At 73.1% G+C, this 16,164-nt stretch carries 17 protein-coding genes; 10 read left to right on the top strand and 7 right to left on the bottom strand.

Annotated features, from left to right (window positions below):
• Positions 1–8 precede the first annotated feature (8 nt).
• The 4 genes from P8A18_RS04760 to argC are packed head-to-tail and all read right to left on the bottom strand — an operon-like array spanning position 9 to position 4,295.
• Positions 9–1,220, bottom strand: coding sequence for an acetylornithine transaminase (locus P8A18_RS04760; RefSeq protein WP_306051992.1), 1,212 nt, complete (start codon positions 1,218–1,220; stop codon positions 9–11).
• Positions 1,217–2,119 (bottom strand): acetylglutamate kinase, encoded by a 903-nt coding sequence (gene argB, locus P8A18_RS04765; RefSeq protein ID WP_306051993.1) that lies wholly within the window; start codon positions 2,117–2,119, stop codon positions 1,217–1,219. The genes P8A18_RS04760 and argB overlap by 4 nt, the downstream gene beginning before the upstream one ends.
• Positions 2,116–3,270 (bottom strand): bifunctional glutamate N-acetyltransferase/amino-acid acetyltransferase ArgJ, encoded by a 1,155-nt coding sequence (gene argJ / locus P8A18_RS04770; protein ID WP_306051994.1) that lies wholly within the window; start codon positions 3,268–3,270, stop codon positions 2,116–2,118. The genes argB and argJ overlap by 4 nt, the downstream gene beginning before the upstream one ends.
• Entirely contained in the window at positions 3,267–4,295 is a 1,029-nt protein-coding gene (gene argC / locus P8A18_RS04775; RefSeq protein ID WP_306051995.1) for an N-acetyl-gamma-glutamyl-phosphate reductase, read from the bottom strand. Before argC ends, argJ begins: the two co-directional genes overlap by 4 nt.
• Before the next feature lie 229 nt (positions 4,296–4,524).
• On the opposite strand from argC, the gene P8A18_RS04780 reads away from it, so the two are divergent.
• The 5 genes from P8A18_RS04780 to P8A18_RS04800 all read left to right on the top strand — a co-directional run bounded on the left by P8A18_RS04780 (position 4,525) and on the right by P8A18_RS04800 (position 9,628).
• Positions 4,525–4,959 (top strand): VOC family protein, encoded by a 435-nt coding sequence (locus P8A18_RS04780; RefSeq protein WP_306051996.1) that lies wholly within the window; start codon positions 4,525–4,527, stop codon positions 4,957–4,959.
• A gap of 49 nt (positions 4,960–5,008) precedes the next feature.
• Positions 5,009–5,770 carry a DUF6193 family natural product biosynthesis protein gene (locus P8A18_RS04785; RefSeq protein WP_306051998.1) on the top strand — a complete coding sequence of 254 codons (762 nt, stop codon included), beginning with the start codon at positions 5,009–5,011 and terminating at the stop codon, positions 5,768–5,770.
• Between the two features lie 77 nt (positions 5,771–5,847).
• On the top strand, positions 5,848–6,816 hold the full coding sequence (locus P8A18_RS04790; RefSeq protein WP_306052000.1) for a GlxA family transcriptional regulator: 969 nt from the start codon (positions 5,848–5,850) through the stop codon (positions 6,814–6,816).
• A 146-nt stretch (positions 6,817–6,962) separates the two neighbouring features.
• Positions 6,963–7,961: a type I glyceraldehyde-3-phosphate dehydrogenase gene (gene gap / locus P8A18_RS04795; RefSeq protein WP_306052002.1), complete on the top strand. Its 999-nt coding sequence runs from the start codon at positions 6,963–6,965 to the stop codon at positions 7,959–7,961.
• 197 nt (positions 7,962–8,158) lie between these two features.
• Positions 8,159–9,628, top strand: coding sequence for an FG-GAP-like repeat-containing protein (locus P8A18_RS04800; protein WP_371933760.1), 1,470 nt, complete (start codon positions 8,159–8,161; stop codon positions 9,626–9,628).
• Positions 9,629–9,697: 69 nt separating this feature from the next.
• Here P8A18_RS04800 and P8A18_RS04805 read toward each other — a convergent pair whose 3' ends face one another.
• Positions 9,698–10,102 (bottom strand): DUF5997 family protein, encoded by a 405-nt coding sequence (locus P8A18_RS04805; RefSeq protein ID WP_306052004.1) that lies wholly within the window; start codon positions 10,100–10,102, stop codon positions 9,698–9,700.
• A 67-nt stretch (positions 10,103–10,169) separates the two neighbouring features.
• Between P8A18_RS04805 and P8A18_RS04810 the strand changes: the two genes are divergently transcribed.
• From P8A18_RS04810 to P8A18_RS04825, 4 genes are all read left to right on the top strand, one after another.
• A complete protein-coding gene (locus P8A18_RS04810) occupies positions 10,170–10,955 on the top strand; it encodes a LysR substrate-binding domain-containing protein (RefSeq protein ID WP_306052005.1) in 786 nt (261 codons plus the stop codon).
• 51 nt (positions 10,956–11,006) lie between these two features.
• Positions 11,007–11,519: a DinB family protein gene (locus P8A18_RS04815; RefSeq protein WP_306052006.1), complete on the top strand. Its 513-nt coding sequence runs from the start codon at positions 11,007–11,009 to the stop codon at positions 11,517–11,519.
• Between the two features lie 46 nt (positions 11,520–11,565).
• Positions 11,566–12,063, top strand: a complete 498-nt coding sequence (locus P8A18_RS04820) for a peptidylprolyl isomerase (protein ID WP_306052007.1) — start codon at positions 11,566–11,568, stop codon at positions 12,061–12,063.
• Positions 12,064–12,219: 156 nt separating this feature from the next.
• On the top strand, positions 12,220–12,999 hold the full coding sequence (locus P8A18_RS04825; protein WP_018556205.1) for a Clp protease N-terminal domain-containing protein: 780 nt from the start codon (positions 12,220–12,222) through the stop codon (positions 12,997–12,999).
• Positions 13,000–13,091: 92 nt separating this feature from the next.
• Here P8A18_RS04825 and P8A18_RS04830 read toward each other — a convergent pair whose 3' ends face one another.
• Together P8A18_RS04830 and P8A18_RS04835 are read right to left on the bottom strand one after the other, a co-directional pair.
• Positions 13,092–13,667 (bottom strand): histidine phosphatase family protein, encoded by a 576-nt coding sequence (locus P8A18_RS04830; RefSeq protein WP_306052009.1) that lies wholly within the window; start codon positions 13,665–13,667, stop codon positions 13,092–13,094.
• 72 nt (positions 13,668–13,739) lie between these two features.
• Positions 13,740–15,206, bottom strand: coding sequence for an aminotransferase-like domain-containing protein (locus P8A18_RS04835; protein ID WP_306052011.1), 1,467 nt, complete (start codon positions 15,204–15,206; stop codon positions 13,740–13,742).
• Here P8A18_RS04835 and P8A18_RS04840 point away from each other — a divergent pair.
• Positions 15,205–16,164 carry a DMT family transporter gene (locus P8A18_RS04840; protein WP_306052012.1) on the top strand — a complete coding sequence of 320 codons (960 nt, stop codon included), beginning with the start codon at positions 15,205–15,207 and terminating at the stop codon, positions 16,162–16,164. The two genes, P8A18_RS04835 and P8A18_RS04840, sit on opposite strands and share 2 nt — an antisense overlap.

The raw sequence follows: 16,164 nt of genomic DNA on the forward strand, positions 1-16,164 counted from the left end.
TCGTCGCCTCATTCTCCGGATCGCTTCTCTCCGGATCGTCCGTCCCCGTATGCCGCGTCGAGGGCGCCGGGCAGCGCCCCGAGGAACGCGTCCACCTCCGCGTCCCCGATGGTCAGCGGCGGCATCAGCCGCAGGACATCGGGGGCGGGTACGTTCACCAGGAGGCCGGCTCCCTGAGCCGCCTGTTGCGCCTGGGGCGCGAGGGGCTCGGTGAGCACGATACCCAGCAGCAGGCCGGAGCCCCTGACATGGGAGACCAGGGGGTGGTTCAGGGCCTCCACGCCGTTGCGGAGGCGTTCGCCGAGCCGCTTCACCCGGTCCAGCGCGCCGTCGGCGGCGAGGGTGTCGAGGACCGCGAGGCCGGCCGCGCAGGCGACCGGGTTGCCGCCGAACGTCGTGCCGTGCTGACCGGGTGCGAGCAGGTCGGCGGCGGCGCCGAACGCGACCGTCGCACCGATCGGCAGCCCGCCGCCGAGCCCCTTGGCGAGGGTGACGACATCGGGCTCGACGCCCTGGTGGGCCTGGTGCTCGAACCAGGTGCCGCACCGGCCGATCCCGGTCTGCACCTCGTCCAGGACGAGGAGGGTGCCGGTGGCCCGGGTGATCTCGCGGGCGGCCTCCAGGTAGCCCCCGGGCGGGACGACGACGCCGTTCTCGCCCTGGACCGGCTCGATGATCACCAGCGCGGTGTCGGTGGTCACGGCGGCCCGCAGCGCGTCCGCGTCGCCGTACGGGACGTGCGTGACGTCTCCGGGCAGCGGGGTGAAGCCTTCGCGCTTCTTGGGCTGGCCGGTGAGGGCGAGGGCGCCCATGGTCCGGCCGTGGAAGCCGCCGTCGGTGGCGACCATGTGGGTGCGCCCGGTCAGCCGGCCGATCTTGAACGCGGCTTCGTTGGCCTCGGCGCCCGAGTTGCAGAAGTAGACCTTGCCGGTGCGGCCGAAGAGCTGGAGCAGCCGTTCGGCGAGCGCGACGGGCGGTTCGGCGATGAACAGGTTGGAGACGTGACCGAGGGTGGAGATCTGGCGGGTGACCGCCTCGACGACGGCGGGGTGGGCGTGGCCCAGGGCGTTGACCGCGATGCCGCCGACGAAGTCGAGGTACTCGGTGCCGTCGGCGTCCCACACCCGGGCGCCCTCGCCGCGCACGAGGGACAGCTTCGGGGTGCCGTAGTTGTCCATCAGCGCCTGCTGCCAGCGCTGTGAGAGTGCGGCGTTGGTCATGATTCCCCCTGCGCGTCGGGCACGACCATCGTGCCGATTCCCTCGTCGGTGAAGATCTCCAGCAGGATCGAGTGCTGGACCCGGCCGTCGATGACGCGGGCCGTCTCCACCCCGTTGCGTACGGCGTGCAGGCAGCCCTGCATCTTGGGCACCATGCCGCTGGAGAGTTCCGGCAGGAGCTTCTCCAGCTCGGTGGCGGTGAGCCGGCTGATCACGTCGTCGCTGTTGGGCCAGTCCTCGTACAGCCCTTCCACGTCCGTGAGGACCATCAGCGTCTCGGCGTCCAGCGCGGCGGCGAGCGCGGCGGCCGCGGTGTCGGCGTTGACGTTGTAGACGTGGTTGTCGTCGGCGGAGCGGGCGATGGAGGAGATGACCGGGATACGGCCGTCGTCCAGCAGGGCCTGGATGGCTCCGGTGTCGATGGCGGTGATCTCGCCGACCCGGCCGATGTCGACGGGCTCGCCGTCGATGGTGGGCCGGTGCTGTATGGCGGTGATGGTGTGGGCGTCCTCGCCGGTCATGCCGACGGCGAGCGGCCCGTGCTGGTTGAGCAGGCCGACCAGCTCGCGCTGGACCTGCCCGGCGAGCACCATCCGTACGACGTCCATCGCTTCGGGCGTGGTGACGCGCAGCCCGGCCTTGAACTCGCTGACCAGGCCCTGCTTGTCGAGCTGGGCGCTGATCTGCGGGCCGCCGCCGTGCACGACGACGGGTTTGAGGCCGGCGTGCCGCAGGAAGACGACGTCCTGGGCGAAGGCCGCCTTCAGCTCCTCGTCGATCATGGCGTTGCCGCCGAACTTGATGACGACGGTCCTGCCGTTGTGCCGGGTCAGCCAGGGCAGGGCCTCGATGAGGGTCTGCGCCTTCGGGAGTGCGGTGTGCTTCCGCGCGGCGCTCATGAGCTGTACGCGCTGTTCTCGTGGACGTAGTCCGCGGTGAGGTCGTTGGCCCAGATGACCGCCGACTCGGTCCCCGCGGCGAGGTCGGCGGTGATCCGGACCTCCCTGAAGCGCATGTCGACCAGATCGCGGTCCTCGCCGACGGCGCCGTCGCGGCACACCCACACGTCGTTGATCGCGACGTTCAGCGCGTCCGGCTCGAAGGCGGCCTTCGTCGTGCCGATGGCGGAGAGCACCCGGCCCCAGTTGGGGTCCTCGCCGTGGATGGCGCACTTGAGGAGGTTGTTACGGGCGATGGAGCGGCCCACCTCGACGGCGTCGTCCTCGGTCGCGGCGTTCACGACCTCGATCCGGATGTCCTTGGAGGCGCCCTCGGCGTCCCCGATGAGCTGGCGGGCCAGGTCGTCGCAGACCGCCCGTACGACCTCGGCGAAGTCCTTCTGCTCCGGGGTGATCCCGCTGGCGCCGGAGGCCAGGAGCAGCACGGTGTCGTTGGTGGACATGCAGCCGTCGGAGTCGACCCGGTCGAAGGTGGTGCGGGTGGCGTCGCGCAGGGCGGCGTCGAGCGCGGGGGCGTCCACGTCGGCGTCGGTGGTGAGCACGACGAGCATGGTGGCCAGGCCGGGGGCGAGCATGCCGGCGCCCTTGGCCATGCCGCCGACGGTCCAGCCCTCGCCGCCCGCCACGGCGGTCTTGTGCACGGAGTCGGTGGTCTTGATGGCGATGGCGGCCTTCTCGCCGCCGTGCTCGCTGAGGGCGGCCGCGGCCTTCTCGATGCCGGGGAGCAGCTTGTCCATGGGCAGCAGGAGACCGATGAGCCCGGTGGAGGCGACGGCGATCTCACCGGCGCTGTGGCCGTCCAGCACCTCGGCGGCCTTCTCGGCGGTGGCGTGGGTGTCCTGGAAGCCCTGCGGGCCCGTACAGGCGTTGGCACCGCCGGAGTTGAGGACGACGGCGGTGACCTCGCCGCCCTTGACGACCTGCTCCGACCACAGGACCGGGGCGGCCTTGACGCGGTTGGAGGTGAAGACGCCCGCGGCGGCGCGGCGCGGACCGTTGTTGACCACGAGGGCCAGGTCCGGGTTGCCGTTCTCCTTGATTCCGGCGGCGATGCCCGCCGCCGAGAATCCCTGTGCTGCCGTGACGCTCACGGTGCGACTCCGATCGTGGAAAGACCTGTGTCCTCGGGCAGTCCGAGGGCGATGTTCATGGACTGCAGGGCGCCGCCCGCGGTGCCCTTGGCGAGGTTGTCGATGGCGCTGATCACGATGATCCGGCCGGCCGCCGCGTCGTACGCCACCTGGATCTGCACGGCGTTGGAGCCGTACACGGCGGCGGTCGCGGGCCACTGCCCCTCGGGCAGCAGATCGACGAACGGCTCGTCCGCGTAGGCCTTCTCGTAGGCGGCGCGTACGGTCTCGGCGCTCGTCCCCGGCTTCGCCTTCGCGCTGCACGTGGCGAGGATGCCGCGGGGCATGGGCGCGAGGGTCGGCGTGAAGGACACGGTGACCGGCTCGCCGGCGGCGGCGCTGAGGTTCTGGATCATCTCGGGCGTGTGCCGGTGGACGCCGCCGACGCCGTACGGCGACATGCTGCCCATCACCTCGGAACCGAGCAGATGCGGCTTGGCCGCCTTGCCGGCGCCGGAGGTCCCGGACGCGGCGACGATCACGGCCTCGGGCTCGGCGAGCCGCGCCGCGTACGCCGGGAAGAGCGCGAGGGAGACGGCGGTCGGGTAGCAGCCGGGCACCGCGATGCGCTTGCTCCCCGCCAGAGCGGCCCGCCCGCCGGGCAGTTCGGGCAGCCCGTAGGGCCAGGTGCCGGCGTGCGGCGAGCCGTAGAATTGCTCCCAGTCGGCGGCTTCGCGGAGGCGGAAGTCGGCGCCCATGTCCACCACGAGGACCTCGTCACCGAGCTGCTCGGCCACGGCGGCGGACTGCCCGTGCGGCAGCGCGAGGAAGACGACGTCGTGTCCGGCGAGCACGTCGGCGGTGGTCGGCCGGAGAATCCGGCCGGCCAGGGGCCGCAGGTGCGGTTGCAGGGCTCCGAGGGGCTGTCCCGCGTTGGAGTTCGCGGTCAGGGTGCCGATCTCCACCTCGGGGTGGACGAGCAGCAGGCGGAGCAGTTCCCCGCCCGCGTATCCACTCGCTCCTGCCACTGCTGCACGTACCGCCATCGATAGCCTCCTCGTCGATGGCATGACTATACGCAGCGATGCACTTTTATGCAAAGAATGTGTGTGCGTTGCGAGATGCCTCAGGCGCCGTCGATACGGTCGAGCAGTCTCCGGGCCTCGCGGGTGCGGCGGTGAGCCGGGCCGGCGGGACATCGTTGCCGCCCGCGCGGCGAGGCGCCGGTGACCGACTCGTATGGGCGTACGAGACCGCTCCCCCTAGGCTGAACTCATGGCAGCGATCAAGCAGTTCCAGGTGACCTTCGACTGTGCGGACCCGGAGCGCGTCGCCCGTTTCTGGTGCGAGGTGCTGGGGTATGTCGCGCCGCCGCCCCCGGAGGGGTTCGCCACCTGGGACGCCTACAACGACTCGCTGCCGCCCGAGCGGCGCAACGCCGGGTTCGCCTGTTCCGACCCCACGGGGGCGGGCCCGCGGCTGTACTTCCAGCGCGTCCCCGAGGGCAAGGTCGCCAAGAACCGAGTGCATCTCGATGTGCGGGTGGGCACGGGGCTGGTGGGCGAGGAGCGGCTGGCCGCGCTGGAGGCGGAATGCGCGCGGCTTGTCCCGCTCGGCGCGGTGCGCGGGCAGTTGCTGCTCGCCGACGAGGAGAACGAGTCGTGCCTCAACATGCAGGACGTCGAGGGCAACGAGTTCTGTCTCGACTGACTTCCCGCGCCCGTTCCGTTCCCGCCCCGGATCGGGCAGGATCGGCGGGATGACCACGCCTGGCGGGCCCGCCGCCCTGTACCCCGAAGTCGCGGCGCACGGCAGCCTCGCCGCCGCGCTCCGGGCCGAGGCGGCGGGCCGCCTGGACGGTGTCCCCGTCACGTCCTCCCGCTCCGAGCCGTTGTTCCACGCGGCGGTCGCCACCACGCTGCCGCACCGCGAACCACTGGTGATCAGCGCGTGGCGGGTCGAGCGGCGGTGGCACATCAGAGGGACGGACACCTTCCAGTCCCTCCCGGTACTCGAAGGCGGGACGGACGAACTGGCGCAGGTGGCGACGGCTGCGCGGGCCTGGCACGACGGGGCGTCCCTGGCGGACATCCACGCGGCGGCGCCCTTCGCGCGCCCCACCGGCAGGTTCGAGGTGCCCGATCTTGACCCCGTACGGCTGACGGAGTCCGAGTGGCAGAGCCTGCGGCAGGAGGCGGCCGGGCTGGAGTATCCGTGGGCGCCGGCGTACCGCTCCCTGATCGGGGCGGCGTACGCCGAGCCGGCGCTCCGTGCCCTCTACCCGTTCACGAGCCACTGGGCTCTGCGTTTCTCCACCGCGACCCGCCCGGCCCTGAAGGTGGCGGGGCCGTGCCTGTCGGCGGGCGGCGACGGTGTGTTCGAGGTGGGCGGCGGGCCGGTGACCGGCGACCTCGGCCGGTTCGCCACCGCCCGGGAGGCCGTGGCCCGTGCCGTCGCCCACCTGCCGCCGGGCCTCGGCCCGGTCATCCTCGGCGGGTCGCCCGCGGCCACGAAACCGTAGGCCCCGGGGCCCGGCACGGCGGCGCGGCCGGGCCGGGGGAAGCGGCGGGCGCCGCGCGGCCGCGTACCCTCACGCCCATGCCGGCGCCATCCCCCCGCCCCCGTCCTCATCGCGTCGCGGTCCTCGTGCTCGAAGGCGCGAAGCCGCTCGACGTCGGGATTCCGGCCCAGGTCTTCACGACCCGGGCGAGTATGCCCTACGAGGTCCGGGTCTGCGGGGCGGCGCCCGGACTCGTGGCCGGGGGCGACGGGCTGGCCTACTACGTCACGCACGGGCTCGACGCGCTCGCCTGGGCGGACATCGTGTTCGTGCCCGGATACCGGCTGCCGGACCGGGACGACCCGCCCCGGGCGGTGATCGACGCGCTGGTCGCCGCGCACGAGCGGGGGGCGCGGCTGGCCGCCATCTCGACCGGGGCGTTCGCGCTGGCCGCGACCGGGCTGCTCGACGGCCGGCGGGCCACGACGCACTGGCACTACACGCGGGCGCTCGCCGCGAAGTACCCGCTGGTCCGGGTCGACGAGAACGTGCTGTTCGTCGACGAGGGCAGCGTGCTCACCTCGGCCGGTGCCGCCTCCGGAATCGACCTGTGCCTGCACGTGCTGCGCGGCGACCTCGGGGTGGCGGCCTCCAACTACGCGGCCAGGCGGCTGGTCGCGGCGCCCTACCGCAGCGGTGGCCAGGCGCAGTACGTGCCGCGCAGCGTGCCCGAGCCGCTGGGCGAGCGGTTCGCGGCGACCCGCGAGTGGGCGCTGCACCGGCTGGGCGAGCCCCTGACCCTCGACGCGCTCGCCCGGCACGCGGCCGTCTCTCCCCGGACCTTCTCGCGGCGCTTCGCCGAGGACACCGGCTATACGCCGATGCAGTGGGTCATGCGCGCCCGCGTCGACATGGCCCGCGAGCTGCTCGAACGCTCCGAGCGGGGGGTCGAGCAGATCGCCGCCGATGTCGGGCTCGGCACGGGCGCCAATCTGCGGCTGCACTTCCAGCGCATCCTCGGCACCACACCGAGCGAGTACCGGCGCACCTTCGCCCGGGGCGAGTGACCAGGGCGAGTGGACGGCACGCGGCGGCCTCCCGCGCGGACCGCGAGGAGGCTGGCGGGATCCTTACGGACCGTGGCGATCGCGCCGCTGTCCCGGGCGGCCACCGGGCGCGATGGTGGAGGGGCAGAGAGAGAAAGGGACATCTCATGACTCGCATCGCCATCAACGGATTCGGCCGCATCGGACGCAACGTGCTGCGCGCGCTGCTCGAACGCGACAGCGACCTCGACATCGTCGCCGTCAACGACCTCACGGAGCCCACCGCCCTCGCCCGGCTGCTCGCGTTCGACACGACGGCCGGCCGGCTGGGCCGCCCCGTCACCGTGGACGGCGACACCCTCGTGGTCGACGGCCGCCGCATCAAGGTGCTCGCCGAGCGGGAGCCCGCCAAGCTGCCCTGGGCGGAACTCGGCGTCGACATCGCCCTGGAGGCGACCGGCCGTTTCACCTCCGCCAAGGCGGCCCGCGCCCACCTCGACGCCGGCGCGAAGCGGGTGCTGGTCGCCGCGCCCTCGGACGGTGCCGACGTGACGCTGGCGTACGGGGTCAACAGCGACGCGTACGACCCCGAGCTGCACACGATCGTGTCGAACGCCTCCTGCACCACCAACGCGCTCGCGCCGCTGGCGTCGGTGCTGGACGACCTCGCGGGCATCGAGCACGGCTTCATGACGACCGTGCACGCCTACACGCAGGAGCAGAACCTCCAGGACGGGCCGCACCGCGACCCCCGCCGCGCCCGCGCCGCCGGGGTCAACATCGTGCCGACCACGACCGGCGCGGCCAAGGCGATCGGGCTGGTGCTGCCCCGTCTGGAGGGCAAGCTGTCCGGCGACTCCATCCGCGTGCCGGTCCCGGTCGGTTCGATCGTCGAGCTGAACACGACGGTGGCGCGCGACGTGACCCGTGACCAGGTGCTGGAGGCGTACCGGGCGGCAGCCGACGGCCCCCTGGCGGGCGTCCTCGAATACTCCGAGGACCCGCTCGTGTCAGCGGACATCACCGGCAATCCGGCCTCCTCGATCTTCGACTCGGCGCTCACCCGGGTCGACGGCCGCCACATCAAGGTGTCCGCCTGGTACGACAACGAGTGGGGCTTCTCGAACCGGGTGATCGACACACTCACCCTCCTCGCCGGCAGCTGAGCGGCGCGGGGCCGGGTGCGGGGGCGGCCACGGACCGCCCCCGCCGGGCCCCGACTCCTTTGCCCGCGCGCTGAGTTCACCTTCCGTTCGCCGGGCAACCTTCTCCGGTTCGCGACTGTCTCCCATGTGAGCCCTCACACCTCGTACGCCAATGGCTCCGCGTACGCGACCAAGGAGATTCTGTGGGCATTCGCACCATGCTGACCGTAACCGTCTGTGCCGCGACGGCGCTGTCCTGCGGCACGGCCGTCGCAGCGCCCGGCGGCGGGCACGCGGGTACGGCCGGGGGAACGGCAACCACCACCGTGCGGGAGGACTTCAACGGGGACGGCTACCAGGACGTCGTCGTCGCGGCCCCCGCCGCCGCTGTCGACGGCCACGAGTGGGCGGGGTACATCACCGTCGCCTACGGCTCCGCACAGGGCCTGAGCACCGCGCACACGACCGTCATCGACCAGAACACGCCCGGTGTGCCGGGCGAACCCGAGAACGGCAACAGCTTCGGTTCCCGGATGGTCGCCGAGGACCTCGACCACGACGGCCTGACCGACCTGGCGCTGTACGCCAACGAATGGCTGACGTCCCCGAACAACTTCGGCTCGGTGATCGTCCTGTGGGGCCGCACCGGCGGTCTCACGGGACAGGGCGCGGTGCGGCTGGCCGCGCCGCCCGACTCCCAGGTGGGGAACAACCTCACCGCCGGTGACTTCGACGGCGACGGCACCACGGACCTGATGCTGGACCACGGCGGGGAGTACGAGGAACGCAGCGTGCTGTACGGGCCGTTCGACCGGTCCGGGGTACCCGCCCGCGAGCAGCTGGTGACGATGTTCGACACGGACAACTACATGGGCACCACCGCCGCGGGCGACTTCAACGGCGACGGCATCGACGACCTGTGCACGACCTACGTGTACGAGGAGCACTCCGAGGGCGCCAAGCTGTGGCTGGGCACCCCCGAGGGTCTGTCGCCGGTCTCCACCCCGCTCCCCGGCGCCTCGGCCCTCGCGGTGGGTGACTTCGACAAGGACGGCAAGGACGACCTCGCCACCCGCGTGGTACCGGGCGACATCGTGGAGGACTTCCCCGCGGACCCGGGCACCGTCAAGATCTACTACGGCTCCGCGTCCGGTCCCAGCACCACCCGGACCAGGACGATCACCCAGGACACCGCGGGCGTGCCCGGGGTCAGCGAGAAGGGCGACCAGTTCGGCGCCCGGCTCAGCGCGGGCGACGTCAACGGCGACGGTTACGCCGACCTGGCGGTGGGTGTGCCGTTCGAGGCCATCGAGAAGACCAGGGCGGCGGGCGCGGTCGTGCTGCTGAAGGGTGGCCCCGGCGGTCTGAGCGGCACCGGTTCGCAGGCCTTCCACCAGGAGACCGCGGGCGTGCCGGGCGTGGCGGAGGCCGGCGACCACTTCGGCGCATCGGTCCGGCTGCTCGACCTCGACAACGACGGCAGGGCGGACCTGGTGGCCGGTGCGCCCGGCGAGGACCTGGAGGCGGTCGCGGACGGGGGCGCGGTGTGGTCCCTGCGCGGCACCGCGTCGGGCCTGACGGCGACGGGTGCCTTCGCGTTCAACCCGGTCGACCTGGGCGCGCTCGTGAAGGGGGCCGGGTTCGGCCTGAACCTGTCCAACGACAACGGGCCCGGCATCAGCGACTGAACGACGTGTGGGTGGCCCCCGTTCCGTTCGTACGGGACGGGGGCCACCCACAGGCGTCTCTCCGGGAGGTCAGGCGCGGTCGTCCCGCTCCTTCGCCTCGCGTTCGGCGTTCCGCTCCTTGATGCGGACGTTCTCCTTGCGGACGTCGGCCTGGGTGGCGCGCTCCTTGCGCAGCCACTCCGGGTCGTCCTGCTTCAGCGCCTCGATCTGCTCCGTGGTCAGGGGTTCCGTGACCCCGCCGCGGGCGAGGCCCGAGATGGAGACGCCCAGCTTGGAGGCGACGACCGGGCGCGGGTGCGGGCCATTGCTCCGCAGATCGCGCAGCCACTGGGGAGGGTCGGCCTGGAGGGCCGCCAGCTCGGCGCGCGAGACGACACCGTCCTGGAATTCGGCGGGGGTGGCGTCGAGGTACACACCCAGCTTCTTCGCCGCGGTCGCGGGCTTCATGGTCTGGGCGGTCTGGTGGGACTTCATGGTGCCAAGGGTATCCAGCGCCCGCGGTGGATCCGACCACGACCGGGACGACCGGTAACCTGGCGGGGTGACAGGCTCGGAAGCATCCCCTTCGTTCCGGCTGGCGTACGTCCCCGGAGTGACGCCCACCAAGTGGGTGCGGATCTGGCACGAGCGCCTGCCCGGCATCCCCCTTGACCTCGTCCCGGTGCCCGCCGCCGGGGCGCGGGATCTGCTGCGCGCGGGCGGCGCGGACGCCGGGTTCGTCCGGCTGCCGGTCGACGGCACCGATCTCAGCGCGATCCCCCTCTACACCGAGACGACCGTCGTGGTGGTCCCGAAGGACCACGTGGCCGCCGCCGTCGACGAGCTGTCCCTCGCCGAACTGGCCGACGAGATCGTGCTCCACCCGCAGGACGACACCCTGGTCTGGGAGCGGCTGCCCGGCCGCCCGGCGATCGAGCGTCCGGCGACGACGGCGGACGCCGTGGAGCTGGTGGCGGCGGGGGTGGGCGTCCTCGTCGTCCCGCAGTCGCTCGCCCGGCTGCACCACCGCAAGGACCTGACGTACCGCCCGCTGTCGGACGCCCCGGAGTCGCGCATCGCGCTGTCGTGGCCGCAGGAGAAGACCACCGACCAGGTGGAGGACTTCATCGGCATCGTGCGCGGGCGGACCGTGAACAGCTCGCGGGGGCGCTCCGCTCCGCCCGCGGCCCGTGCGAAGGAGAAGCCGAAGCGCGACGGGGGCGGCCAGGGGGCGCGGAAGCCCGCGGCCGGGAAGAGCGGTTCCGCGGGAGCCAAGGGCGCGAAGGGCTCGCGCGGAGCCAGGGGCGGGGCGGCGGCCAAGCGCGGCAAGCCCCGCCGGCGGCCGTAGGCAGGCGGTCCGGGGCGCGATTGTCAGACCCGGCTGGCAGCATCGGTGAGCATGACGCACACCGCACGCCCGATGCCCCCGCTGGACGCCGACGAACGGACCGGCCTGGAGAGCTGGCTCGACTTCTACCGGGCCACCGTGGCCGAGAAGTGCGAGGGCCTCACCGAGGAGCAGGTGCGCCTCGCCTCCGTACCGCCTTCGTCGCTGACGCTGATGGGGCTCGTCCAGCATCTCGCGGAGGTCGAGCGGACCTGGTTCCGCCGGATCCTGACCGGTGAGGACGTGCCGCCGCTGCACGGCGGGCCGGCCGGTCCCGGGGCCCACAGCGGAGGGTTCGAGCTCTCCGGGGACGCCGCCTTCGCGGGTGCCGTCGCTGCCTGGCAGGAGGAGATCGCCGTGTCCCGCGCGGTGTGCGCGGCGCGGTCGCTGGAGGAATCGGTGCCCTTCATGGGCGGCGAGGTGAATCTCCGCTGGATCCATCACCACATGATCGGCGAGTACGCCCGCCACAGCGGACACGCCGATCTGCTGCGCGAGCGGATCGACGGGAGGACGGGCGTGTGAGGGGGCGGGGCGCCGGGGCGGTCCGGGAAGATGTCAGGATGGTTCCATGACGAGTCAGGTTTTCTTCGACATCACCATCAACGACGAGCCCGCCGGGCGGATCGTCTTCAATCTGTTCGACGACGTCGTTCCCCGTACCGCTGAGAACTTCCGCCAGCTGGCGACCGGGCAGAACGGCTTCGGCTACAAGGATTCCTCCTTCCACCGCGTCATCCCGGAGTTCATGCTCCAGGGCGGCGACTTCACCCGTGGCGACGGCACGGGCGGCAAGAGCATCTACGGTGCCAAGTTCGAGGACGAGAACTTCAAGCTGGCGCACACCAAGCCCGGCCTGCTCTCCATGGCCAACGCCGGCCCGAACTCGAACGGTTCGCAGTTCTTCATCACGACCATCGTGACGTCCTGGCTGGACGGCAAGCACGTCGTCTTCGGCGAGGTCGCCGACGAGGACAGCATGTCCCTGGTCAAGAAGATCGAGGGCCTCGGCTCGCAGAGCGGCCGCACCAAGGCGAAGGTCACCATCGCCGACTCCGGGGTCCTCTGATCCCGCACCCCGCACCTCTCGGCTGACAGCCGACCGGACGCGCCGGACGACGTACACCGTCGGCCGGCGCGTTCGTCATGCGGGGCGAGAACGTAAGGATCGATGCAGCGTCAACCAATAGTTGACACCCCTCACCTGTCAACTTACGGTTGACACATGACGAATCCCGTAGGTCCGACGCAACCCGTCCGCCTCGACGACCTCATCGCAGCCATCAAGAAGGTCCATCCCGACGCCCTCGACCAGCTCCAGGACGCCGTCATCGCCGCCGACCACCTCGGTGACGTCGCCGACCACCTCATCGGCCACTTCGTGGACCAGGCCCGCCGCTCCGGCGCCTCTTGGACCGAGATCGGCAAGAGCATGGGGGTGACGCGGCAGGCGGCACAGAAGCGCTTCGTCGCCAAGGACCCCGCCGAGGGCTCCGACCTCAACCCGAGCCAGGGCTTCGGCCGCTTCACCGCGCGCGCCAAGAACGTGGTCATGGCCGCGCAGAACGAGGCGCGGGCCGCCTCCAACGCGGAGATCGGCACCGAACACCTGGTCCTCGGCCTGCTCAGTGAGCCGGAAGGGCTCGCCGCCGCGTTCATCAGGGCGCAGGGCGTGGTCCTGGACTCGGTCCGGCAGGCCGCCACCGAGGCGCTGCCGCCCGCCGCGGAGGGCGAGATCCCCGAGCTGATCCCGTACAACGGCGACGCCCGCAAGGCGCTGGAGCTGACCTTCCGCGAGGCCCTGCGGATGGGGCACAACTACATCGGCACCGAGCACATCCTGCTCGCCCTGCTGGAGCACGAGGACGGCTCGGGCGTGCTCAGCGGTCTCGGCATCGACAAGGCGACCGCCGAGCGGGGCATCTCCGAGGCGCTCTCGCTCCTGGTCGCCGCCCAGGGGACGCCCGCCCCCGGGGAGCCGAAGGCCCCCGGCCAGGAGGACTGACCGCCACGTGGCGCGTCCGGGCGCGGCGGCCGGCGCCCCGCACCGGCCGCCGCGCCCGGTCTCAAAGCGCCCGGTCCCCACGCGGCCCCGCCTCAGCGCACCCCGGTCTCCAGGCGCAGGGACCAGCGGCGCGGCAGGCCGGTGAGCGTGACGGTGGAGAGCGGGCCGACGTCCACGTTCCAGTACGAGGACGGCGGGGCCTTCAGCGCGTAGACGAGGGCGGCCCGCACGACGGCCGGCTCGGCGACCGCGACGATGGCGCCGTCGCAGGCGGGGCGGGTGTCCAGCCAGCCGCCTATCCGTGTGATGAACGCGAGCAGCGGTTCGCCGCCGTGCGGCGCCGCGCGCGGGTCCGCCAGCCAGGCGTCGACGGCCGCCGGTTCGCGCGCGGTGACATCGGCGAGCGTGCAGCCCCGCCACCGCCCCATGTCGCAGTCGCGCAGCGCGGGCTGGACCAGCGGGTGGAAGCCGAGCGCCCGGCCCGTGGCGCGGCTGCGCGGGGTCGGTGAGCAGTAGCGCAGTTCGGCGTCGCCCAGGGACATCAGAGCCGGGGCGGCGAACCGCACCGCGTGCCAGCCGGCCTCGTCGAGCGGCCGGTCGTCGTCGAAGCGCTCGGCGAGCAGGGCGGAACCACGCGCTGCGGCGACGAGCGAGACTCGAACACTCATGGCCGCGATCGTGGAGCCGATCGCGGCGCCGGTCAAGAGTGCCTCCGCACACCCGTACGACGGATCCCTCGGTCAGGTGCCGGGCGGCAGGACGGCCGGGGTGCCCTCCCATGCCGTACGCAGTCGGCGCACGCCCTCGGCGAGCTCGGCCGGCCCGGCGACCGAGGCGAAGCTCAGCCGGATCTGCGGTGCCGGGGGCTCGGCGCCGAAGTAGGGCCGCCCCGGCGCGACGGCCACCCCCGCGCGCAGCGCCGCCTGGACCATGGCGGACTCGTCCGTCCCGCCCTCGGCCCCGGGCAGCCGCAGCCAGAGGTAGCCGCCGCCTACCGGGATGTGCGGCAGCGCGAGGCCGGGCAGCGCCTCGCGCAGCGCCGCCGTCATCGCCGTACGCCGGGCGCGCAGTTCCGCCGACACGGACCGCAGGTGGCGGCCCCAGGCGGGTGAGCCGACCAGTTCGAGCGCGGCCTCCTGGAGCGGCCGGGGGACGAAGAAGCTGTCCACGATCTGGATGCCGCGCAAGCGCTCCAGGGCCGGGCCCCGGGCGGCGAGCGCGCCCACCCGCAGGCTGGGCGAGGCGGCCTTGGTGAGCGAGCGGGTGTGGACGACGACTCCGTCGGGGTCGTCGGCGGCCAGCGGCCTGGGCAGCGGGCCCGCGTCGTCGTGGGCGAGGAGCCGGGCGAAGTCGTCCTCGATGACGAACGCCCCCGCCTCCCGGGCGATCCGGACGACTTCGGGGCGCCGGGCCTCCGAGAGGACGGTGCCGGTCGGGTTCTGGAAGAGGGGCTGGCAGACGAAGACGCGGGCGCCGGTGGCGTGGAAGGCGGCGGCGAGCAGGTCGGGGCGCACACCGTCGCGGTCGACCGGGACGGGCACCGGGCGCAGCCCCGCCGCTCGGGCGGCCGCCAGCATGCCGGGGTAGGTGGGCGACTCCACGAGCACGGGCGCGCCGGGCGGGGCGAGCGCCCGCAACGCGGTGGCCAGGGCGCTCTGGCCGCCAGCGGTGATCAGCACGTCGGCGGCGCCGAGCGCGGGGCCGATGTCGCGGGCGAACCAGGCGCGCAGTTCGGTCAGCCCGTCGATGGGCGGACGGCTCCAGGCGCCCGGCCGGCGGCCGGCCCGGGTCAGGGCGGCGGCGAGGGCGCGTTCGGGCTGGAGCGAGGCGTGCAGGTAGCCCCCGTTCAGCTCGATGACGCCGGTCGGCGGGGCGACCAGGCTGACCAGCAGGCCGGAGACGTCGACGGTACGGGGGACCGCCTCGGGGCCGCCGTCGCCGCTGAGCGAGACCTCCTGCCAGGAGGTGTCGCCGGCCGGAGGCGCGGCGTCCGCGGCGGGCCGGGCCCGGTAGGCGCCGGAGCCGGGGCGGGTGACGACGAGGCCCTCGGCGGCGAGCTGGGCGACGGCCCGCGACACGGTCACCGGACTGGCCCGGAACCGTTCGACCAGGGCACGACTGGACGGCAGCTTCTCACCCGGGGAGTAGCGGTTCAGCTCCGCTCGCAGGGCTGCGGCCAGCTCCACCACGCTGCTACGCTCATGCATGAGAGCAGAGGATAGCGCTACTTCACAGGTCACGATAGCGGTCGAGCCCGCCGAGGGAGGCCTCCCGCGCCCCGCCCCCTTCGCCCGCCGGCCGGCCCGGCGGGGGACGCTGCTCGCGCTCCTGGGCGTCGTGACGTTCTCGCTGACCTTCCCCTCCACGGTGTGGGGCCTGGAGAGCTTCGGGCCCTGGTCCCTGGTGGCGCTGCGCAGCCTGCTGGCGGCGGCGCTCTCCGGCGGGCTGCTGCTCGTGGCCCGGGTGCGGTTGCCGGCCCGGGAGCACTGGGCGGGCCTGGCCGTGGTGGCGGGCGGCGTGGTGGTCGGCTTCCCGCTGCTGACGACGCTGGCCCTGCGGACGTCCACGACCTCGCACGCCGCGGTGGTCGTGGGGCTGCTGCCGCTGACCACGGCCGTGTTCTCCTCGCTGCGGACCGGGATACGCCCGCCCCGCGCGTTCTGGGCGGCGGCGGTGGCCGGGGCTGCCGTGGTGATCGCCTTCACCGTGGCGCAGAGCGGCGGGGCGCTGTCGGCCGGCGACGTGTTCCTGTTCGGGGCGCTGCTGGTGTGCGCGGCCGGGTACACCGAGGGCGGGAGGCTGGCGAAGGTGATGCCGGGGTGGCAGGTGACGGGCTGGGCGCTGATCCTGACGCTGCCGCTCGCGCTGGCGGGTACCGCCGTCGCGCTGGTGTACGAGCCGGTGCGGCTGACGGCGCACGGGGTCGTCGGGCTCGTCTGGGTGTCGGCCGTCTCCACCTTCCTCGGTCTGTACGTCTGGTACCGGGGCATGGCGGAGATCGGGGTGGCGCGGGCCAGTCAGCTCCAGCTCGCCCAGCCGCTGCTGACCCTGTTCTGGTCGTTCTTCCTGCTGGACGAACAGGTCGCGGCGGCGGCGCCGGTGGCCGCCGTCGCGGTCCTGGTCTGCATCGCGCTCACCCAGCGCGCCGGGCGCACCCGGTCTTAG

This window comes from Streptomyces sp. Mut1, from assembly GCF_030719295.1.
GTDB lineage: Bacteria > Actinomycetota > Actinomycetes > Streptomycetales > Streptomycetaceae > Streptomyces > Streptomyces castrisilvae.